Raw genomic sequence first — 20,852 nt, forward strand, 5'->3', positions numbered from 1 at the left:
GCACCGTCCGCATTCCGAAGGCCTCCCGCGGCCGCGCCGGACTCAGGTCGGCACCGGAACGCCGCGCGCGGCGGCGACGTCCCCGAAGACCCGATCCTCCCCGGCCAGCACCGCAGGCCGGCCGGTGAAGGCCTGCCAGCGCCGCACCGCGACGTCCACGTAGCGGGGGTCGAGCTCCATCGCGAGGCAGACCCGGCCGGTGGTCTCCGCCGCGACGATGGCGCTGCCGCTGCCGCAGAACGGCTCGTAGACCGCGTCGCCCGGCGCGCTGTTGTTCAGCATCGGCCGGCGCATGCACTCGACCGGCTTCTGGGTGCCGTGCACCGTCGCCGCGTCCTCGTCGCCGCCGGCCGCGATGGCCCAGAGCGTCGCCTGGTCCCGCGCCCCCTGCCAGTGCCCGGTCGCGCCCCTGCGCACCGCGTAGAGGCAGGGCTCGTGCTGCCAGTGGTAGTCGCCGCGGCCCAGCACGAAGCGCGGCTTGGCCCAGACGATCTGGCTGCGCACCGCGAAGCCCGCCGCCTCCAGGCTCTCGATCACCGTGCGCGCGTGCACGCCGGCGTGCCAGACGTAGGCGACATCACCCGGGAACAGCGCCCAGGCCGCGCGCCAGTCGGCGCGGTCGTCGTTCGCCACCCTGCCGGTGCGCATCGTGGCCGAGACGCCGGCCTCGTTGCGCCATTCCGGGTCGTAGTTCACGCCGTACGGTGGATCCGTGATCATGAGGTGCGGTCGCGCGCCGCCGAGCAGCCGCGCGACATCGCCGGCGCTGGTGCTGTCGCCGCAGAGCAGCCGGTGCGGGCCGAGGGCCCAGAGGTCGCCGGGCCGGGTGACCGGCGCGGCCGGCGGCTCCGGCGCCGGCGCGTCGGGATCCCCGGCGGGCGCGGCCGGCACGCCCGGCGCCACGTCGGCCAGCAGCCGGTCGAGCGTCGCGCCGTCGAAGCCGATCAGCCCGAGGTCGAACTCGTCGGTGCGCAGCGCGCGGAGCTCGGCCGCGAGCAGGCTCTCGTCCCAGGCCGAGTTCAGCGCCAGTTGGTTGTCGGCGAGCCGGAAGGCGCGCGCCTGCGCCTCCGTCAGGTGTCCGAGCCGGATCGCCGGCACCTCCTCGAGGCCGAGCGCCTTCGCGGCGAGGACGCGGCCGTGCCCGGCGATCAGCACACCGGCGTCGTCCACCAGCACCGGGACGTTGAAGCCGAACTCGGCGATCGAGGCGGCGAGCTGCGCCACCTGCTCGGCCGGGTGCAGCCGGGCGTTCGCCGCGTAGGGCGCGAGCGAGGCGACCGGCATCGTCTCGAGCTGGAGGTCAGGCCGCATCGGACAGCGCCTCCGCCCGCGCGGCCGCCACCGCGTCGAAGTCCCGCCCGTCGTCGGCGAGCGTGACCGCCAGATCGGGATGCAGCCGTCGCCAGCGCGCGATGGCGAGGTCCACGTAGGAGGGCGCTAGCTCGATCGCGCGCACCCGCCGCCCGGTCCGCTGGCCGGCGAGGAGCGTGGTGCCGGAGCCGGCGAAGGGCTCGAAGACGACGTCGCCCTCGTCGGCATAGGCGCGCATCAGGAACTCCGGCAGCGCGACCGGAAAGACGGCCGGGTGCTCGGTCTCGATGCCGCGTGCCTTGTGGCGGGTGATGCGGAGCACGTTGTCGGGGATCCGGGTCTCCTGCACGCCCTGGCCGGCGTGCTGCCATTCGCCGACCGTGCCGTCCTTCGCGCGCATGCCGCCGTGGCTGCTATTGACGTGCCCCGCCCAGCGGCAGGGGATGATCTTGTTCGGCCGGCGGGCCTGGCGGTTGAAGTGGAAGATCAGCTCGAAGGCGGGCGCGAGACGGCCGTTCCAGTCGCCCGGCAGGCCGGGCCCCTGGTCCCAGGCGTAGAGCCCGAAGCGCCGCCAGCCCTGGGCGCGCATCCAGTCGAGCCAGCCGGACCAGTAGGGCAGCCACTCGTTCTCGCGGTGGATCAGGCCGAGGTTCACCAGCACCTGGCCGTCGTCGCGCAGCGCGAGCGGCAGGTGGCGGAACACGCCCTGCATCAGCGCGTCCCAATCGGAGACCCCGCCGGTGGTGTAGTCGCGCTGGTTGCCGTAGGGCGGGCTGGTGAAGAGCAGCGCCGCGCGGTCCGCGCCCACGACACGGGCCACCGCCGCGGCGTCGGTACTGTCGCCGCAGAGCAGGCGGTGCTCGCCGAGGAGCCACAGGTCGCCGGGGCGGGTGACGGCCTGGCGCGGCGCGTCCGGCTCGGCGTCGGCGGGGTCCTCGTCCGCGTTGCCAGCCGCCGCGCCACCAGGGGAGGCCGTTGCCGGCACGCCGGGACTGGCAACGGGGGCGTTGCCGGGCTCGGTTGCCGCCGCGTCCAGGCCGGCAAGGAGGCGATCGATCTCGCCCGGGTCGAAGCCGGTCAGCGCGAGGTCGATGCCGCCGGTCTCCTGCAGCTTGGCGACCTCGGCCGCGAGCAGCGCCTCGTCCCAGCCGGCGTTGAGCGCGATGCGGTTGTCGGCGAGCCGGTAGGCCGCCTTCTGCGCCTCGCTCAGGCCGGCGCGGACGATGGTCGGCACCGCGTCGAGGCCGAGGGACTTCGCGGCCAGCAGCCGGCCGTGGCCGGCGATGAGCTCGCCGCGTTCGTCCACCAGGACGGGCGCCACGAAGCCGAACTCGAGGATGCTGGCCGCGATCTGCGCCACCTGCTCGGCGGAGTGCGTGCGCGCGTTGCCGGCGTAGGGCAGCAGGGAGGCGACGGCGCGCGCCTCGACGGCGCTCGCCTGCCAGGGCGGCTGGGGCATGCGGGACCTGCTGGTGAGGAGCGGCTACGCCCTGCGCCGGGCGGCAACCGGGGGCGCTGGCAACCTGGAAAACGGGGCAGACGCTAGGGGCCTCGCGCGCGCTTGCCCCCCGCATACGGCGGGCGAAGGAAGGACCCTGCGGCTCACGAGCCACGCTGCCGATGATCATGCCGGGTGGCTGGCGAGCCACCCGGCGGCGAGACCCACGCCTCGCCAGTGATCGCAAGGAAGCACGCCGAATTCACGTGCGTCCATGCACTCGTTCATGCCCGCGCAGATTTTTCTTCGAAGGCGGGCAGCATCAGGAACGGCGTTGCGGACGCCGCAGCACGCGAGCGTCGGACGAGGCCGAAGTGCACGCTCAGCACGCCCAGCGCGCCCACCAGCGCGCCCTGCGCATGGGCCGGGTTCATCGGCCTGGCGTTCCAGCCCTGCCGCAGCGACCAATCGCGGATCGAATGCTCGAGGCCGACGACGTACCACGCCACGCTGCCGGACGGGCTGCCGAAGCCGCCGAGCGCGTCGATCGCCTGCACGACCCGCTCCCGCGCCACCGACTGGCTCTCGGTGAGCAGGTCGGGCGACCCGCCCGGGATGCGGATCAGCGGCATGGTCCGCACGCGGTCGAGCGCCGCACGCTGGAACAGCGTCCGGAACACCACGCCGGCCTCGTGCATCTGCGGCGTGATGCTGCCGTTGGCGAGCAGCACGCCGAGACTGTCCACGGCGCGGCGGTGCTGCACCGGGCAACCGGTGTCGGGGTCCGTGCCGCGGACGCCCTCCTCGAAGCCGCCGTGCTGCAGCCGCCACTTCGACGGCTTGGAGAGGTCTTCGTGCCGCATCGTGGCGCGCTTCGCCTTGCGCTTACCGGCCATGCTGGTCCCCTCCGTGCCGGCGCCCCCAGCGCCGGTTCGCTTCGTTGATGACGGCCTGGCGGAGCCAGGGGTCGGTGATGTCCTCCACGGCCAGGGCGGCGACGCCGTGCCGGTGCCAGGCGGCGGCGCGCATCGCGTCGAGGTCCACCGCGGTAGTCGGGCTGCGTGTCAGGTCCAGACTCGACCGGGGCGGCTGCGGCGCACCGGGCAGCCTCATGCCCGTCAAACGCATGCGTTTGACCCCTGCGGATCGGTCGCCCACAGCAGCAGGGCGATGGCGTCGGCCTCGTTGTCGTCGGCCGGCGCGAAGCCGCGCGCCCGCACCGCCGCGATCATCGCCGCCTTGTCGGCGTTGCCGCGGCCGGTCGCGAAGCGCTTGATGGTGCCGACCGGCACGCCCTCGTAGGCCACGCCGCGTTCCTCGCACCAGGCGGAGAGATGGGCGAGGAAGCCGCCGTAGAGATGCGCGGCGTCGGTGCCGGCGTGGGAGCGCACCTCCTCGAAGGCGATGCGCGCGAGGCCGCCGGTGAACCCGGCCAGCTCGCCGAGCCAGCCGCGGAAGCGCAGATAGCGCATGCCGCCGCCCTCGAAGCGGCTGGGGCGGAAGGTCACCGTGCCGGAGGTGATAGCGCCGTCGCGGCCGCGCAGCGCCCAGCCGGTGGTGGTGCCGAGGTCGAGCGCCAGGACGGCGGGACGGCCGAGGGCCGTCGGCAGCGGGGCCGCGACGGGCGGGCCGCTTGCGCCGGCGGCAGGCATGGGGAGAGTCAGGGGAGCCATGGGGTCTCCGAGAGGGGACGATCGTGGTGAGGGCGGCGACGGCGCGGTTCTTGGCGGAGCTCGCCGTCGCTGCCCGGCTTGGGTGGAAGCGGCCGGATCGGCGGCCCCGTGCTGTGCGGTCGGCGCGTCACGGCACGCCCTCGCGCCAAAGGGGCGATGGGAGGGTTGGGAGGGTTGCTTCTGAACCCTCCCCTGCGGAAAGCCCGGTGGCACAAGGGCCTTGTGAGGGTTGATAGGGTTGGGAGGGTTCTCCCGGCCCCTGCCGCATCATGCGCGCGTGCGCGTGCGCGCGTGTGTGGGGGGTGGAAAAACCCTCCCAACCCTCACAACCCTCACCGAGCCCAGGAAAATCCTGGCTTGTTTCGGTGTTAGGGTTGGGCGCCAACCCTCCCCGGAGAGGCCCAACCCTCACCGCCGGAGCCTCCGCCGGTGAGGGTTGATAGGGTCCTCCGGGGGCTTCCGCTGCGGCTGGGACGAGACGCCAGCGCTGCGCGTTGTGCAGCGACGCGCCCGGCCGGACGTGAACAAGCCGATCGCTGACTCGGAAGGCGCGGTCGCGGATCTTCCGGAGGGCGAGTCCGAGGCGCACGCGCTGTCCGTTCTCGTCCTTGGCGCTGATCGGCAGCGGCGGATCGGCGAGCTTCGCGTGGCCGAAGAGGTCGCTGACGCTCACCTCGGCCGTGCCGAAGCGGTCCCACCAAGTCTGCACGAAGCCGCGCCAAGCACCGCCCTCGGCGTCCGACGCCTCCATCAGCTCCTCGAGGTTGCCGAGGAAGCCGGGCACGCCGGCGACGGCGAGGATGCCGCCCATGGCCTGCGACCAGGCCTCGTAGCTGCCGATGCTCCGCTCGCCGCGCGGACGGCCCGCCGCGACCCAGGCGCGGCAGAGCGTGAGGCAGGCCGCGACCAGCCTCGCGCGGTTGGCCCGCACCCACGCCATCAGGTCGGGGTGGCGGAACCCGCCGCGGCGCCACGGCTGGTCGGTGCGCGCGTCGAGGCGGATGCGCACGAGCCGCCGGGCGATCTCATGCGAGGAGCTCGGGTTGTTGCCGGTGGCGACCCAGGTGCAGCGGATGGGCAGCCGCGCCATCTCCGAGGCGCCGAGGATGCGGTCCTCCCAGAACGGCGCGGTGAGCGCGGCGGCGAGAGCTGCGCTGTCGAGTTCTCCTCGCAGGTTGTCGATGAGCACGAGCGAGGGGATCTGCCGCAGCTTCGCGGTGATGCGCTTCCGCCACTCCTCGTCGTCGCGCCCCTCCGTCATTACCGACGCGCCGCAGCCCGTATGGATGGTGGCGATCGCGTCGACCATCAGCGTGGCGCCGGTGCCGGGCGTGGGCTTCTCGATGAGGTGCAGCGGCGTCGGCCCGTCGATCATCGCCCGCACGAAGCCGAGCAGCAGCAGGCAGAGCGCATGGGCCCGCTCCGCCTCCGAGGTGAAGGGGAAGTCGCCCAGCAGATCGTCGAGCAGCAGCGACCTGGCGGCGGCGATGTCCGCCGCGGAGGGGCGCTCGGGCACTGGCGGCAGCGCGAAGCCCGGCGGTGGCCGGTACAGCAGCCGCGCGTCGGGATGGTAGCCGGGGTCGGTGAGGAGGACGCCCCCGCGTCCGAGCACCGGCGCGGTGACGATGCCAGCGAGGACAGGCAGCGCCGGATCGGGCGTTGCCACCATCGACTTCACCACGCCGGTCGGCGGCGGTGCGGGCACCAGGTCGCCCTTGGCGTTGAGCTTCCGCCAGTCGGCGAGCTTCGCCAGCATGTGCCGCAGGCGCTCCTCACGGACCGTCACCGGCACCGGTCGGCCCTCGTCGTCGGGCACGACCCAGGATGGCTCTCCACCAAGCCGGAACAGCCAGGGCGAGCGGTTCGCGCCGAGGACGAGGCCCCAGGCGCGGGCGGTGGCGCGGTCCAGGTTGCCCTCGTCGGCCCGGGCGGTGGGGAGCGGGTGTGCCGGCTCCACGAAGCCGATGGGCAGGTGCCGACCCGTCTCGGGCTCCTGGGGCGGAGGCCTGGAGGCGGAGCCGCGCATCGCCCCGTTCACCAGGGCGGCGATCGCCTCCGGGCCCTCACGCAGCAGCATGTCGTTGAAGTCGTCGCCCTCGCGTGGCGGTAGCGCGATGCTGACCTGGCGCCCCTCGAGGCGGAGCTTCGCGGCGGCTGCCTCGGCGGCGCGGAGACCGGCGCCGGATGCGTCGTGGTCGGCGAGGATGACGACCCGCCGCGCCTCGGCCGGCACCAGGACCTGCTCCAGACCGGCGGTGGATAGCGCGGCCCAGACCGGCAGCCCGGGACAGGCCAGCATGGCGGCCAAGCCCGTCTCGATGCCCTCGCACAGCCCGAGCACGCCGTGCTGGCCGAATGGCGCGAGGCGGACCGTGCCACCGCCGCTCCGGCCGAGCACCATGCGCGGCTTCGGGATGTCGGCCTTGCGGACCGCCTCGCCGTCCTCCCGGAGGTAGGTCCGGTGCACCGCCACCACCTCGCCGGCGAGGTTGCGCACGAGGCCGATCAGCGCGGGGTAGCCGGTGCGGGTCTCGAAGTTCGCGAGGTCCGGGTGGAAGCGCAGGTCGGCGCCCTCCGGCACGGCGAGGCCGCGCCCGCGGAGGTAGCGCTCCGCCGCCGAGTCCCGGATCGGCAGGGCGTACTCGCGGATGAAGGCGATCTCGTGCGTCGCGTCGCGCTCCGGCTTCGGCGCCGGCGGCGGCTCCTGGCGGACGGGACCTTCGCCGGTCCAGCCGGTCATCCCCGCCGCGTGCGCGAACAGCGCCCGGTCGGCCAAGCCGGTGCCGTGCGCCAGCGTTGAGAGCGGCCCGCCGCCCTCGCCACCATCGAAGTCGTGCCAGTTCCCTGCATGTTCGCCACGCAGCATGATGACGCAGGAGCCGGAGCGGCGCGGCGGGGCGCCACCGATGTTGGCCAGCCGCCACTCGTCACCCTGCCGCCGCCCGTTCGGGAACAGGCCCGGCACCCAGGCGTGAGCGGTGTCCCGAAGCCGGCGGACGATCTCCTCAAGGTTGTAGCGTGTGGGCGCGGCGCCGGCGTCGTTCAGGTCAATCAAGGATCACCAGCCCGCGCTCCGCGCGCGTGATCGCGGTGTAGAGCCAGCGCGCGCGCTCCTCGGCTGTCCGTGAGAGGCGGTCGTCGTAGACGATCACGTTCTCCCACTGGCTGCCCTGCGCCTTGTGGCAGGTGATAGCGTAGCCCCAGGAGGTCTCGATCAGGCCGCGCAGCTCACGCCAGTCGCGCCGCTCGCGATCGGGGTCGCGCTGGACGTGATCGTCGTAGTGGCCCTTGTAGAAGCGGTGCCGACCGCTGATCGCGGTGCCATCCTCCGTGGTCACCGTCGCGCTGAAGGCGAGCCCGCCCTCGTCGCGGATGTCGGCCAGCGACACGAACATGCCGTTGACCAGGCCGAGGTCGTGGCGGTTCTTCAGGCAGATGATCTTCTCGCTCTGCCCAGCAGGATAGGGCGCGGGGAAGCCGGCCGCGGCCTTCATGGCGCTGTTCAACCAGAGCCGTGTGTTGTTGCGGCCGCAGATGACCTGGCCACCGCGGAGCATCTGTGCGGCGCTGACGGCGTCGCGCGGCAGCTTCCAGACGTGCTCGTCGTGCGGTCCCGGCGGGATCGCGATCCCCTGCCGCGCCAGGGTGGCGAGGCGGATGATGGCGCTCTCGCCGGCCTGCCGATGGATCTCGGTCAGCATCACGTCGGGCTTCGCCTCGGTGAAGGCGCCGGTTGCCTTGATCGGGGGAAGCTGGCCCGGGTCGCCGAGCACCAGGACCGGCTTGCCGAAGGCCAGCAGGTCGGCCGCCATCTCGGGCCCGACCATCGAAACCTCGTCGAGCACGATGAGGTCTGCGTCGCGAACGCGCGACTGGTCGTTCAGTAGGAACGTCGGGCGGTGGATGTCAGCGAGCCTGAGCTCGAGCCGGCGGATCTGCGTCTCGGCGAAGGTCCGCTCCGCTGGCCCCATCCTGCCGAGGTCGCGCTGCAGATCGAACAGCTCCTTCTCGACCCGCGCGATCTCCTCCGGCGTCGCCTCGGAGACGCGGTAGATCAGCGAGTGGATGGTGGACGCCGGCGTGCCCTTGCGCGTCATCACCAGCGCGGCCTTGCCGGTGAACGCCGCGAAGAGCGCGCCGCCGGTGATCGCACCGATGCGCGGCATGGGATCGAGCCCCAGCGCCTGGATCGCCAGCGCCGTGATGGTGCTCTTTCCCGTACCGGCATAGCCGAACAACCGGAACACCTGCTGCTGGCTGCGGCATTGGCGGTACCAATGCACGATTGCCGCGATTGCGTCCGCCTGCTGGGGCGAGGGCGTGATGCTCATGAGTTCGGCTCCCAGCACCGAGTGGCATACTGACAGAAGCGGCAGAGGTAGAAGTCAGGCGCCTGTGCGATGCGCGGCGGCAGCTCGCCAGCTTCGACGGCACGCAGAATGTCGACGGCGTGGTCAGACAGACGCTGCGCCTCGGCGGCGTCGAACGGGACGGCCTCGTGCCGGAGCGCCAGCGTGTCGCGGTTCAGCGCGGTGAGCAGCGCGACGTCCAGGCCGAGATAGGCCATGTAGAGCTGCACCTGGGCGAAGTAGATCGGCTTCGACAGCCGCAGCCCGCGATTGGCCAGGTCGGTCCACGACTTCTGGCCGAGCGCCTTGTGCTCCCAGAGGGCGGGCCAGCGGAGGCCGATGTCCGGCCCCGCGACGATCACGCCGTCCGCGTGCCCCCGCAGCCGGCCACCGGCCGCCGCGAAGCCGAACTGCTCGCCGTCGGCGCCGCGGTCGCGCAGGTCGAAGCCGGCCTGGCGGAGCCATCGGATGGACAGCGCCTCGAACTGGTGACCGGCGTCGAACACGCGGAGGATGCCGGCGTCGAAGTCGCGATCCTTCGGGGCGTGCGTGATCTCATAGACCAGCTTCCGCGCGCAGGACTCGCCGATGCGGCTGCCGCCGAGATAGTCGCGCGGCAACTGGCGGCGCTGCCGCGCGAGCAGCGCCGCATCGATCGCGGCGTTGACGCGGGCGGTGACCGCCTCCGTGTCGCCGGCCGGCGCGTCGCCGCGCCCGTAGACCGCGCCGGAGCCGTGGTTCAGGTCGAGCACGCTCCGCTCCTAGAATGGAATCGGGTCGTCGAGCGGGTCGCGCTCGACGGCCTGGCGCCGCATCGACGCCTGGAAGCCGTCCACGCAGGCCTCGATCAGACGGTCGATCTCGGCCGCGCTGCGGTCGGCGAAAGGGGCCAGCAGGCCGAGCTCCTGCAGCACCTCGGCGAAGGGGCGGCGCGCCTCCTTCACCGCGCGGCTCTCCATCGGCGTCCTGTCGATCACGCCGTTCGACCTCCGCGCCAGGGCGCCGCCGGCGTCGCAGCAGGCCATGCTGCAGAAGCGGTGGTGCGGGACCTCGTCGAGCCGCATCTCGTGCACGTAGCCGAAGCCCTTCGCCTCGCGGCCGCAGAGGGCGCAGACCAGGCGGCGCACCTGGTCCTCCGGCGTGCAGCCGCGCGGCGGCTGCCGGCCCGGAGGCGGCCGCACCTCCCGCGGCCGGCCGCTCCAGCGTCGTCGCGCCATGCCGCCATCAGCCGTTCAGCCAAGCCGGGCCGCCCGCGAGCGGCGCCTGGGCGGGAGGCGGCAGGGGCTGGGCGGGCGGCGGGGAGGCGGGGGCTGCCCATGCGGGGGCGGTGGCCGCCGGCGCCTGGGTCGCGCCCGTGTTCGCCCAGGCTGGCGTCGTCGGCGTCGGTGCGGGCGCTTGTCGCGGAGCCCGGTGCGTGGAGGGCGACGGCGGCACCGTCTCGCCCGCCATGATGCGCCGGTACTCCGGCTCGCCGGGCAGCACCACACGATCGAGCCGATTGCTGTCGCCATAGCGGGGATCCGAAGGCGGCTCGACCTTGATCTTGGCGGCGAAGGTGATGCCGGAGAGGTCGGCGAGGCCGCGCAGCACCCGCTTGGCCTTGGCGGCTTCGCCCGTGTCCTGCGGATCGAGGCCAAGCGCGCTGTCGATCATCGCGCGGAAGGTTCCCTTCGAGATCTTCCAGCCAATCGAGACGCCCTGCTCGTCGACCTTGCCGCCGGCGACGGTGAAGGTCTGCCAGAACTTCCGCTTGGCATGCGGCCCGACGAGGACGGTGAACTCGGCGTCGATCATCTTGACGTCGCCGCCATTGCGGGCCGCCTTGAGCAGACCGCGATCCACCTCGCCCTGGCCGTCGAGGCCGCCGGGGCGGATCACCATCGTCACCTTGGCGAAGGTGCCGTCCGGGATGAGGTCGGAGCTGCGCGGCAGCTCGGCATCGTTCATGTCGTACATCGAGGGATCTCCTGGTCTCAGGCCTTGGTCGGTCGGGAGTTGATCTTCTGGAGGAGGGCGCGGAGGTCCGGCGGCTCGGTCTCGTCGAGGCGGCCGGAGCGATCCTTGGCCGGCAGCCCAAAGCGGTTCCCGGCGGTGCAGACGAGGCGGCGCTCGGTGCCGCGCTGCGGGTCGAACACCAGCGCGCCGTCGCCATCGCGGGAGAACAACGCGAGGGTGATGACCTGGTCGACGATGCCGGGCAGCTCGCGCCCGGCCTTGCCGCCCTCCATCTGCGGCTGCCAGGCCGTGCGCCCGAACTCATCGGTGTGCTTCTCGAGGATGCCGACCAGGATCACGGTCTTGCCGGGCGCGTGCTGCAGGTGCTTGAGCAGCCCGATCACCTCGCGCCCGAGCAGGCCGTAGGCGCCGCGGGTGTCGGGCTTGCCGGATTTCTCCGAGAAGGCCTCGGGCTGCTTCTTGGCCCAGACCATCGCCTGGCGCGTCAGGTCGGTGATGCTGTCGACGAAGATGATCGACTTCCGCGCCAGCATTGCGACGAGCTCGGGATGCTGCGCGGCGTAGTGCGCGTAGTGCTCGTGCGAGAAGAACGCCGTCGGCGGCATGGCCGGGTTCGGCCCGCCGATCAGCGAGGCGATGACGACCATGTCCTCGAAGCAGCGGATCGGGATGCTGTCGCCGCGCCAGTCCTGGACCGACTTCATGCCGGCCTCGAGGTCGAGAAACAGCGTCTCGGCCTCGGGCAGCGCCTTGACCAGCGTGGTCTTGCCGGCGCCGCTCTCGCCGACGATGACGAGCGTGGTCTTGTTCGCGGCGGCGGAGAGGCGGTCGTCGGCGGTGACGATGCGCAGCGCCATCAGCCGATCCCCCCGAACATGGACTGAGCGCCGGCATGCGGGCTGTCGCGCCGCTCCGCCTCGGACAGGATGGTGAGCCGATAGGCCGGCCGCCCAGTCCGGACCGTGCGCGCCGGCTCGAAGGCCTTGCGGATGCGCTCGGGCCAGGCGGTGTAGGCGCGCTCGGAGACCTTGAAGCTGACCTCCAGGTACTCGCCCGGCTCCTCGCCGCCGGCGCGGATCTGCTCGGCCAGCGCGGCGAGCCGCCGCTGGTCCCACTCCACGCGCTTCGGCAGTTCGGTGGTGACCTCGACACCGCCGTCCTGGAAACGGACCGTGCCGGTGTCCTTGCCGGCCTGGGTGCGGGCGGCGATGGCGCGCTGCTCGTAGCGGAGCGCGATGGCGCCCTCGATCCAGTCCTGCGCGCGCTTCGCGGCGTCGAGGCCGGCGCGCGCCTCCTCCTGCAGCAGCGCCAGGTGCTCGGCCGGCAGCGCGAGGAGCTCGGACACCGGCATGCGGCGCGCGGCGTCGAGCGTCGGGCGGTTGGTCGGCAGCGGGCGCATCAGGCCGCCTCCGCCATCGGGGCCACGGCCTGCACGGGGGCGGGCACGGCGGGGAGGCTCCGGGGTTCCGCCGCGACGGCGGTCGCGAGCACCGGAAGGCGAAGCGCCCGGCGGATGTCGGCCGGGATGGAGCCCGGCGCGATGTGGCGCAGCACGTGCCGGCGGATCGCGTCCGGGTCGACGCCCGCGGCGTCGCACCAGGCCTCCCGCGCGCCCGCCCAGCCCGGCGCCGTGTCCAGCAGGAAGCGCACCGCCTCCTCGCGCTCGCGCGGCTTGAGCCCGACCGTGAAGCCGCGGTGCGGCCCGGTGGGCGTCGCGATGACGCGCGGGCGGGCGAGGCGGTCGTCGGGGGTGAGGGCGTCCTCGATGGCGCGGTGGATGACCGCGGCGGCGAGATCGACTTCGGGAATCGGCGGACGAGCGGACAGCACGGGGCGATGCTCCGGGACGGGCGATGACGGCGGGTTGTCGGGAGAGGAGAGAGGGAAGCGACGGCTATCCGTCGTCGGCCCCGGGCTCGGGCGGTGCGTCGGCCGCGGGCGGCGCGCCGACCAGGTCGGCGGCGGTGAGCGCGATGCCCTCCGCGGCGGCGAGCTCCAGGACGCGGCGGTGGTGGCGGGCGGGGATCAGCCCGTCGCTGCCGCCGCGGGCCTTCGGCAGCGCCCAGCGGTGGACGGCGCTGCGGTCGAGGCCGAGGCGGCGCGCGAGCGGGCCCGAGCCGCCGAAGCGGGCGAGGACGGTGGCGGCGGGGTCGACGAGCGGCATGGCCGGATGGGTAGGCCGCGCCGCATCACCGGCGCAATGCACTATCTTCGGGAGATTGCGAATCAGATCGTCGTGTTGCGGATCACGCAATGCGGACGCTTGGCGCCGGGGGATCCGTCGTCTAGAGAGGCTCGCGACGGTTCCCTCGGAGACACGACCATGACCCAGCCACCGGCGAGCCCCGCCGCGAATCGGCGAACGAATCGGGCGACGGCGCCGTGCTGACGATCGAGGAGATCCGGGAGGGGCTGACGCGGCCGGGCAAGACGCAGAAGGGCCTCGCCGCCGCGCTCGGGGTGGACAACAGCCAGGTCAGCCGGCTGCTGACCGGCAAGCGCGCGCTGCGCGCCCACGAGGTGCCGCTGATCCTCGCCTACCTCGAATCGGACGGCGCGCCTCCCGCCGGCCGTGGCAGGACCGCCGGGCCGGAGCTGGTGCAGATCGGCGGCGACCGCTTCGCCATGCTCCCCGTCTACGACGCGGCCGCCTCGGCCGGGCCGGGGCTGGAGGCGGAGGACGGGGCGCCGATCCACCGGGTCGCCTTCCGGGCAGACTGGCTGCGCCGGGTGACGCGGGCCGACCTGTCGCAGCTCGCGGTGATCGCGGTGGACGGCGACTCGATGGAGCCCACCCTGCGCCAGGGCGACAACGTGCTGGTCGACCTCTCGCAGACCCGCCCCGGCCGCAAGGACGGCATCTACGTGCTGAGGACGGACGGCGGCCTGCAGGTCAAGCGCGTGGTGGTGCACCCCACCACGGGCCGCGTCACCATCATCTCCGACAACAAGGAGCACTACCCGACCTTCGCCGACCTGCCGCCCGAGGGCATCGCCGTGGTCGGCCGGGTCATCTGGCTCGGGCGCCAGATCGGGATGTAGCCGGGCCGCCGCGGGACCACCTCGCGGGCGCAATTCAGTGCATTGCGGATGGTGCGGCGCGTCTGCCATCAGCGGCGCGTGCCGAGACCATCGTCCTCCCCCGCCAACTCCCATCTCCCACCCCACCTCCGCGAGGTCTGCGCCATCCTCGCCGCGGGCCTGCTGCGGCTGCGGAGCCGCGCTGCCGAGGATCTCGCCCGCGACGCGGAGGAGGCCCGGGGGTCGGAAGACGTTCGCCTACACTCCACCGCCCGCCAGCGCCGTCATGCGAACCCCAGGAGAGAGGGAGTCGCATGACCCGACGATCGACCAGGGTGGCCAAGCGGCAGGACGCGCCGCCGCCCGCGCCCACCGTCCCGAAGATCCCGCCCGCCCAGGTCCTGCCGCGCCTCGCAGCGCTGCAGACCGCGACGGCGGCGGAGCTGAAGGAGCAGTGGCGGGTCCTCTTCGGCAAGGAGCCGCCGCCGTTCAATCGGCCCTACTTGGTCAGCCGGCTGGCCTACCGCATGCAGGAACTGGCCTATGGCGGGCTGAAGCCGGGGACGCGGGCCCGGCTCGAGGCACTCGGCGAGCAGCTCGACGGCGGCAACGTGGTGCTGCGCCGGGTCCGCGCCGACAGCAGGCCGCTGCCGGGGACGCGGCTGCTGCGCGAGTATGACGGCGTGCAGCATGTTGTCACCGTGCGCGCGGACGACTTCGAGTACGAGGGCCGACCCTATCAGTCGCTTTCCGCCATCGCTCGGCACATCACCGGCACGCGCTGGAATGGCTGGGTGTTCTTCGGGCTGCGGCAGCCTGGAACCTCGGCATGAGGACGCGCGCCGCCGCCGGCGCGGTGATGCTGGCCACCACGAAGAAGCTCCGCTGCGCGGTCTACACCCGCAAGAGCACGGACGAAGGTTTGGACAAGGAGTTCAACACCCTCGACGCCCAGCGCGAGGCCTGCGAGGCGTACGTCGCCAGCCAGCGCGCCGAGCGCTGGGGGCTGGTGCGCGACCGCTACGACGACGGCGGATTCTCCGGTGGCACGCTGGAGCGGCCCGCACTGAAGCGGCTCCTGGCCGATATCGAGGCGGGCCTGATCGACGTCATCGTGGTCTACAAGATCGACAGGCTCAGCCGGTCGCTGATGGATTTCGCCAAGCTGGTCGAGACGTTCGAGGCGCACCGGGTGACCTTCGTCTCGGTGACGCAGAGCTTCAACACGACGACCAGCATGGGGCGGCTGACGCTGAACATCCTGCTGAGCTTCGCGCAGTTCGAGCGCGAGGTGATCGGCGAGCGGATCCGCGACAAGTTCGCGGCGTCGAAGGCGCGCGGCATGTGGATGGGCGGGAAGGTGCCGCTCGGTTACGACGTCGCCAACCGCAAGCTGGTGGTGAACGAGGCCGAGGCGGCGCGGGTCCGGCGGGTTTTCGAGCTGTTCGTCGAGACCGGTTCGGGTGTCGAGACCGTCCGCCGCCTGCAGGCCGAGGGTGTGACCGCCAAGTCGGGTCGGCCGCTCGACAAGGGGGATGTCTACAAGATCCTGAACCTGCGGACCTACAACGGCGAGGTCACGCACAGGGGGAACATCTACCGCGGCGAGCACCAAGCCGTCGTGCCCCGCGATCTCTGGGACCGTGCGCATGCCATCCTGCAGGTCAGCCCGCGCAAGCGCGCCGCGCAGAACCGGCAGCTCGCGCCCGCGCTGCTGAAGGGGCTGATCTATGGCGTCGATGGCCGCGCGCTGTCGCCGACGCATTGCGTGAAGAAGGGGCGGCACTACCGCTACTACGTCGCGCAGCGCGTGCTGAAGGGCGACGCCAATGGCGACAGCGGCATTGTCCGGCGCGTCCCGGCGGCGGAGATCGAGGGTGCGGTGATCGCCCAGGTCCGTGCGCTGCTGCGGCAGCCCGAGATCGTGGTCGGCACCTGGCTCGCGGCGCGGCGGGAGGCGCCAGACCTCACCGAGCGGGACGTGCGCGACGCGCTGTATCGGCTCGATCCGCTCTGGGACGAGCTGTTCCCCGCCGAGCAGGCGCGGATCGTGCACGCGCTGGTCGAGCGGGTGGTGATAGGGCCGGACGATGCCGACATCCGCCTGCGCGTCGAGGGGCTGGCCGGGCTGGTGCACGACCTCGGTGCCATGGCGCCGGCCACGCGGAGGGCAGCCTAATGCGCCCGTCAAGCGGCTGTTTTGAAGGCGGTCTGGAAGGGTTTCCTCGAGTGGAGGATGGCCCAGAGCACGTCCACGCGGCGTCGGGCGAGGGCGATGACGGCCTGGTGGTGCTGTTTTCCCTCGCGTCGCTTGCGGCTGTAGAAGGCGCGGCTGTCGTCGTGGCCGAGCGAGCAGAAGGCCGACTGGTAGAAGATCCGCTTGAGGCTCTTGTTGCCGCCGGCGGGCCTGCGGAGGAAGCGGGCGCGGCCGGATTGTCGGAGGACGGGCGCCATGCCCGCGGCGGAGGCGAGGGCATCGGCCGAGCGGAAGCGCGACAGGTTGCCCGCCTCGGCGATGAACTCGGTGGTCAGCACGGCCCCCATGTCGGGCAGGCTGCGGATGAGGGCCGCGTCAGGGTGGCGCTGGAGCAGTGCCTCAAGTTCGCGGTCGAGTTCGAGGAGGCGGGTGCGGGTCGCCAGCGCCTCGGAGGCCAGTTCGCGGATGAGGCGGGCGGTCATGCGCTCGGCCGGCACGGCGATGGTCTGCTCGGCCGCGGCGGCAAGGGCCCGGTCGGCGAGGCTCTCGATGTTAGGGAGACTGCCGGCGGCCTGGAGGTGACGGACCAAGCGCTTCCTGCCGGCGGCGCGCAGCTCGCCGGGGGTGACGAACTTCGTCAGCAGGTGCAGTGGCCCCTTGGTGGTGAGATCCAGGCCGCGCTCGAGGCCTGGGAAGATGCCGGCGAGCAGGTCGCGCAGGCGGCTGATGCGCTGGGTTTGCCCGGCGACCAGGTCGCGGCGGCGACCGACCAGCAACCGGATCTCCAGGTCGAGCTCGGTGGCGGGCTCGATCGGCCGCAGGTCGGCGCGGGTGCGGACCTGCTCGGCGATGGCCCGCGCGTCGCGCGGGTCCGACTTGTTCTCGCCTCCCACCATGCCCTGGCGGGCGCGGTTGACGGCGAGGCCGGGAACGTGGACGAGCTGGAAGCCCCGGTCAGCCAACATGGCCTCGAGGAGGCCGGCGATGCCGCCCAGCACGTCGAGGCCGATGCGGATCTCGCCCCCGAGCGCGGCCAGGTCCCCGGCGAGGGCCGCGATGGCCTCCGGCGTGTTGTCGAGCCTGCGGTCGAGCAGCACCGCGCCGTCGGCGTCGGTGGCGCAGGCCCAGTGGATGTCCTTGGCGATGTCGATGCCGACGCTGATCCTCCGCATGACGCCTCCTCGAGTTCGAGGGTAGTCCGGCATCCCGCCCGCGCCGTCGTCGCCCTACACAGCGATGGATCGCAGAGCCCAATCAGCGGTCGAGGCGGTATGGCGGCGCCGGGGGATCTGCCCTCCGAGCCATGCAAGGCAGCCAGCATGACAACCATCCCGGCGCCGCCGCCGCGCCGTGATCCTGGCATGCCAGGATCACGGCGTCAGGCACTGCCGAAGCAGCAGACAAAGGGTAGGGCGGCATGACCGGCGCCACCAGCATCACCGTGCGAGTGCCGCTGAAGATCCGGCGGCGGCCGGGCCGCAAGACCGTGGTCCAGCCTGTCCCCCCGGCCGGCGCCGAGACCGCCATCCCCACCCGCGCCGACCCGGCGCTGGTGAAGGCGCTGGCCAGGGCATTCCGGTACCAGAAGCTGCTCGACCAGGGGCGCTACGCCTCGATCAGCGAGATGGCGGAGGGGGAGCGCATCGAGCGGGGATATCTCGGCTGTCTGCTGCGCCTGACCCTCCTCGCGCCCGATCTGGTCGAAGCGATCCTTGACGGGCGGCAGCCGGAGGGCGCCGCCCTCGCCCCCCTGCTGGCCGGGCTTCCCACCGCGTGGCAGGAGCAGCGCACATCCCTCGGGCAGGGCTGATCTCCCGGTCCCGCTTCGGGGCGTGCACGCCGGCGACAATCGTGGCAGCATTTTCATGTGCCACCCGCCGTCATCGACAACCCGATTCTCAACAGCCCCTTCGCCGAGCCGACCCGCCACTGGGTGCTCGACGAGAACGGCATCCCCACGGGCTTCCCCGCCGAGGGCCGCCGCCGCAGCGAGTTCGTGGTCCCGGTCCCGCCGCCCAAGCACAAGGTGAAGGACCAGGGCAGCCTCGCCCTCGAGGACAATCTCGGCCAGCGCAAGCCCAACGACTACGTTAACGAGATCCGCGCCAAGGTCGGTGCCTGGCGCGCCCTCGGCGATTCTGGGCTGCGCGCCACCGTCACCCCCGTCACCGCCCGCCTGCTGCAGCACTGGCGCGACCCTGCGCGGCAACGCCGCCTGTTTTTCTGCCAGGTCGAGGCGGTCGAGACCGCCATCTGGCTGACGGAGGTCGCCCCGAAGCAGGAGCTCGACCGGCTGCGCGTGCTCAGCGCCGAAGCGAACCCCGACCTGCTGCGCATTGCCTTCAAGCTCGCCACCGGCGCCGGCAAGACGACGGTGATGGCAATGCTGATCGCCTGGCACACGCTGAACGCCGCCCGCGCCCGCAACTCCACCCGCTTCACCGATGCCTTCCTGGTCGTCGCCCCGGGCCTGACCGTCCGCGACCGGCTGCGCGTGCTGCACCCCTCCGATCCGCACAACGTTTATGCGGCGATGGATCTCGTCCCGCGCGAGATGCGGGACGATCTCCAGCGTGCACGCCTCGTCATCACCAACTACCACGCCTTCCAAAGGCGCGAGACGATGGAGGCGCCGAAGCTCGCCAAGGCCATCCTCGGCGGCCGCGACGGCCCTGTGGAGACGCTGGAGACCGAGGGCCAGATGATCCAGCGCGTCTGCGGCCCCTTGCTCGGCCGCAAGCGCATCCTGGTGCTGAACGACGAGGCGCACCACTGCTACCGCGAGAAGCCCGGCGGCGACGACAAGCTGGACGCGGAAGGCAAGGCCGAGGCGAAGAAGAACAACGCCGCCGCGCGTCTCTGGATCAGCGGCATCGAGGCGCTGCAGCGAGCGGTCAAGCACCCGGTCACCGTCTACGACCTCTCGGCCACGCCCTTCTTCTTGCGCGGCTCGGGCTACCCGGAAGGAATGCTCTTCCCCTGGGTGGTCTCCGACTTCTCGCTGATCGACGCCATCGAATGCGGCATCGTGAAGGTGCCGCGCGTGCCGGTGCAGGACGTGCCCGGCGCGGACGAGCCGATCTACCGCCATGTCTACCGCCATATCCGCGACCGGCTGCCCAAGGCAGGCCGCGGCAAGCAGGCCAAGGCGCTCGACCCCGAGGATCTGCCGAGCCAGCTCGTCGGCGCGCTCCAGGCGCTCTACGGCCACTACGCCAAGGTCTTCGCCAACTGGCAGGGCAAGGGCGGTCCGACGCCCCCGGTCTTCATCGTGGTCTGCAACAACACCGCGACCTCCAAGCTCGTCTACGACTGGATCGCCGGCTACGAGCGCACGGAACGCCTGCCCGACGGGACCGAGCGGACGGTGCTGGTACCCGGCAAGCTGCCGCTGCTCTCGAATGTCGAGGATGGGGGGGCCGGCCAGCGTCGCATGGCCGACCGCGCCCGCACCATCCTGATCGACAGCGAGGAGCTGGAGAGCGGCGAGGCGCTTTCCGACGCCTTCCGCAAGCTCGCCGCGCCCGAGATCGAGGCCTTCAAGCGGGAACTGCGCGCCCGCGGCCGCCACGCCGAAGCCGAGTCGCTCTCGGATGCAGACCTGCTGCGCGAGGTGATGAACACCGTCGGCCAGCAGGGCCGGCTCGGCGAGCAGATCCGCTGCGTCGTCTCCGTCTCCATGCTGACCGAAGGCTGGGATGCGCGCACCGTCACCCATGTGCTCGGCGTGCGCGCCTTCGGCACGCAGCTTCTCTGCGAACAGGTGATTGGCCGCGCGCTGCGCCGGGTCTCCTACGACCCGGTGCGCACGGACGAGGCCGGCAACCCGATGTTCGACGCGGAATACGCCGATGTCCTCGGCATTCCCTTCACCTTCGTCCCGGCCAACTCGGCGGCCGACTACCGCCCGCCCAAGCCCACCACCCGCGTGCACGCCGTGCTGCCGGAGCGCGAGGCGCAGGAGATCCGCTTCCCCCGCGTGCTCGGCTACCGCGTCGTGCTGCCGCCGGGGCGCCTGCGCGCCACCTTCACGCCGGAAAGCCGGCTGACGCTGACGCCCGACATGGCGCCGCCGGACGCCATCAACGCCCCCTTCGTCGGCGAGAACATCCGCCTTTCGCTCGAGGAGCTGAAGGCCACGCGCCCGGCCGCCATCGCCTTCCACCTGGCCGGCTACACGCTGGAACGCTGGTTCAAGGACGCGGAGGGCAACCGCAAGCCCTGGCTCTTCCCCTCGCTGCTCGCCATCACCCGGCGCTGGATGGAGGAATGCCTCGCCTGCGCGGGCGGCACCTTCCCCGCCTACCTGCTCTGGCGCGACGTCGGCGACAAGGCGGCGGAGCGCATCTACCGCGCCTGCATCGAGCAGCAGGACGCGACCGCGAGCCTCCGCCCGATCATGGACCCCTACAACGAGACGGGCAGCACGCGCCACCTCGCCTTCACCACCACCAAGACCAGTTTCTGGCAGACCGATCCGGCGAAATGCCAGATCAACCTCGTCGTCTGCGACAGCGACTGGGAGGCGGCGGCCGCCCAGGCGCTGGAAGCCATGCCCGAGGTGCTGCGCTACGCGAAGAACGACCGCCTCGGCTTCGAGATCCCCTACGAGCATGGCGGAGCCGACCACCTCTACCGCCCCGACTTCATCGCCGTGCTGGACGATGGCGCCGGGCCCGAGGATCCGCTGCACCTGGTGCTGGAGGTGAAGGGCGCGCGCGACGCGCAGGACGACGCCAAGCACGACACCATGGCCCGCCTCTGGGTGCCGGCAGTGAACGCCGCCGGCCGCTACGGCCGCTGGGATTTCCTGCGGCTCGATGGCCCGCATGATGTGGCGGAGGCGATCCGCGCCCGTCTCGCCCGCCGCCCGCCCCGCCCCGCGCCCTTCGCGCTGACCGCCTGAG

At 72.4% G+C, this 20,852-nt stretch carries 20 protein-coding genes; 5 read left to right on the forward strand and 15 right to left on the reverse strand.

Features of this window, described 5'->3' with window-relative positions; all coding sequences use genetic code 11:
* Positions 1-42: 42 nt before the first annotated feature.
* The 14 genes from IEX99_RS20810 to IEX99_RS20875 all read right to left on the reverse strand — a co-directional run bounded on the left by IEX99_RS20810 (position 43) and on the right by IEX99_RS20875 (position 12,891).
* Positions 43-1,311, reverse strand: a complete 1,269-nt coding sequence (locus tag IEX99_RS20810) for a site-specific DNA-methyltransferase (protein WP_188903887.1) — start codon at positions 1,309-1,311, stop codon at positions 43-45.
* A complete protein-coding gene (locus tag IEX99_RS20815) occupies positions 1,301-2,770 on the reverse strand; it encodes a DNA methyltransferase (RefSeq protein WP_188903889.1) in 1,470 nt (489 codons plus the stop codon). The genes IEX99_RS20810 and IEX99_RS20815 overlap by 11 nt, the downstream gene beginning before the upstream one ends.
* A gap of 263 nt (positions 2,771-3,033) precedes the next feature.
* The gene (locus tag IEX99_RS20820; protein WP_188903891.1) at positions 3,034-3,645 is read right to left on the reverse strand and encodes a hypothetical protein; all 612 of its coding nucleotides are present in this window, start codon (positions 3,643-3,645) and stop codon (positions 3,034-3,036) included.
* Positions 3,635-3,862 carry a hypothetical protein gene (locus tag IEX99_RS20825; RefSeq protein ID WP_188903893.1) on the reverse strand — a complete coding sequence of 76 codons (228 nt, stop codon included), beginning with the start codon at positions 3,860-3,862 and terminating at the stop codon, positions 3,635-3,637. Before IEX99_RS20825 ends, IEX99_RS20820 begins: the two co-directional genes overlap by 11 nt.
* A gap of 5 nt (positions 3,863-3,867) precedes the next feature.
* A complete protein-coding gene (locus IEX99_RS20830; protein ID WP_188903895.1) occupies positions 3,868-4,422 on the reverse strand; it encodes a crossover junction endodeoxyribonuclease RuvC in 555 nt (184 codons plus the stop codon).
* Positions 4,423-4,549: 127 nt separating this feature from the next.
* Positions 4,550-7,477 (reverse strand): DUF7146 domain-containing protein, encoded by a 2,928-nt coding sequence (locus tag IEX99_RS20835; protein WP_188903897.1) that lies wholly within the window; start codon positions 7,475-7,477, stop codon positions 4,550-4,552.
* Positions 7,470-8,753: an ATP-dependent DNA helicase gene (locus tag IEX99_RS20840; RefSeq protein ID WP_188903899.1), complete on the reverse strand. Its 1,284-nt coding sequence runs from the start codon at positions 8,751-8,753 to the stop codon at positions 7,470-7,472. The genes IEX99_RS20835 and IEX99_RS20840 overlap by 8 nt, the downstream gene beginning before the upstream one ends.
* Complete coding sequence (locus tag IEX99_RS20845; protein WP_188903901.1) at positions 8,750-9,523, reverse strand: hypothetical protein; 774 nt, start codon at positions 9,521-9,523, stop codon at positions 8,750-8,752. The genes IEX99_RS20840 and IEX99_RS20845 overlap by 4 nt, the downstream gene beginning before the upstream one ends.
* A gap of 9 nt (positions 9,524-9,532) precedes the next feature.
* Positions 9,533-9,988 (reverse strand): DUF6511 domain-containing protein, encoded by a 456-nt coding sequence (locus IEX99_RS20850; protein WP_229678192.1) that lies wholly within the window; start codon positions 9,986-9,988, stop codon positions 9,533-9,535.
* A 7-nt stretch (positions 9,989-9,995) separates the two neighbouring features.
* A complete protein-coding gene (locus IEX99_RS20855) occupies positions 9,996-10,727 on the reverse strand; it encodes a hypothetical protein (RefSeq protein ID WP_188903903.1) in 732 nt (243 codons plus the stop codon).
* Positions 10,728-10,744: 17 nt separating this feature from the next.
* Positions 10,745-11,584 carry an ATP-binding protein gene (locus tag IEX99_RS20860; RefSeq protein ID WP_188903905.1) on the reverse strand — a complete coding sequence of 280 codons (840 nt, stop codon included), beginning with the start codon at positions 11,582-11,584 and terminating at the stop codon, positions 10,745-10,747.
* Positions 11,584-12,126, reverse strand: a complete 543-nt coding sequence (locus tag IEX99_RS20865) for a hypothetical protein (RefSeq protein ID WP_188903907.1) — start codon at positions 12,124-12,126, stop codon at positions 11,584-11,586. Before IEX99_RS20865 ends, IEX99_RS20860 begins: the two co-directional genes overlap by 1 nt.
* Positions 12,126-12,557 carry a hypothetical protein gene (locus tag IEX99_RS20870; RefSeq protein ID WP_188903909.1) on the reverse strand — a complete coding sequence of 144 codons (432 nt, stop codon included), beginning with the start codon at positions 12,555-12,557 and terminating at the stop codon, positions 12,126-12,128. Before IEX99_RS20870 ends, IEX99_RS20865 begins: the two co-directional genes overlap by 1 nt.
* Before the next feature lie 64 nt (positions 12,558-12,621).
* Positions 12,622-12,891: a hydantoinase/oxoprolinase family protein gene (locus tag IEX99_RS20875; protein WP_188903911.1), complete on the reverse strand. Its 270-nt coding sequence runs from the start codon at positions 12,889-12,891 to the stop codon at positions 12,622-12,624.
* Between the two features lie 218 nt (positions 12,892-13,109).
* On the opposite strand from IEX99_RS20875, the gene IEX99_RS20880 reads away from it, so the two are divergent.
* From IEX99_RS20880 to IEX99_RS20890, 3 genes are all read left to right on the forward strand, one after another.
* Positions 13,110-13,769 carry a LexA family transcriptional regulator gene (locus IEX99_RS20880; RefSeq protein ID WP_188903913.1) on the forward strand — a complete coding sequence of 220 codons (660 nt, stop codon included), beginning with the start codon at positions 13,110-13,112 and terminating at the stop codon, positions 13,767-13,769.
* 293 nt (positions 13,770-14,062) lie between these two features.
* Positions 14,063-14,581 carry a DUF2924 domain-containing protein gene (locus IEX99_RS20885; RefSeq protein ID WP_188903915.1) on the forward strand — a complete coding sequence of 173 codons (519 nt, stop codon included), beginning with the start codon at positions 14,063-14,065 and terminating at the stop codon, positions 14,579-14,581.
* Positions 14,578-15,927, forward strand: a complete 1,350-nt coding sequence (locus tag IEX99_RS20890; protein ID WP_188903917.1) for a recombinase family protein — start codon at positions 14,578-14,580, stop codon at positions 15,925-15,927. Before IEX99_RS20885 ends, IEX99_RS20890 begins: the two co-directional genes overlap by 4 nt.
* Before the next feature lie 8 nt (positions 15,928-15,935).
* Here the strand turns inward: IEX99_RS20890 and IEX99_RS20895 are convergent, their stop codons facing one another.
* Positions 15,936-17,117, reverse strand: coding sequence for an IS110 family RNA-guided transposase (locus tag IEX99_RS20895; protein WP_188903919.1), 1,182 nt, complete (start codon positions 17,115-17,117; stop codon positions 15,936-15,938).
* Between the two features lie 245 nt (positions 17,118-17,362).
* On the opposite strand from IEX99_RS20895, the gene IEX99_RS20900 reads away from it, so the two are divergent.
* Positions 17,363-17,755: a hypothetical protein gene (locus tag IEX99_RS20900; protein ID WP_188903921.1), complete on the forward strand. Its 393-nt coding sequence runs from the start codon at positions 17,363-17,365 to the stop codon at positions 17,753-17,755.
* A gap of 57 nt (positions 17,756-17,812) precedes the next feature.
* Positions 17,813-20,851 (forward strand): BPTD_3080 family restriction endonuclease, encoded by a 3,039-nt coding sequence (locus IEX99_RS20905; RefSeq protein WP_188903923.1) that lies wholly within the window; start codon positions 17,813-17,815, stop codon positions 20,849-20,851.
* Position 20,852: the final 1 nt, after the last annotated feature.

It is taken from the genome of Caldovatus sediminis, from assembly GCF_014644455.1.
Classification (GTDB): Bacteria; Pseudomonadota; Alphaproteobacteria; order Acetobacterales; family Acetobacteraceae; genus Caldovatus; species Caldovatus sediminis.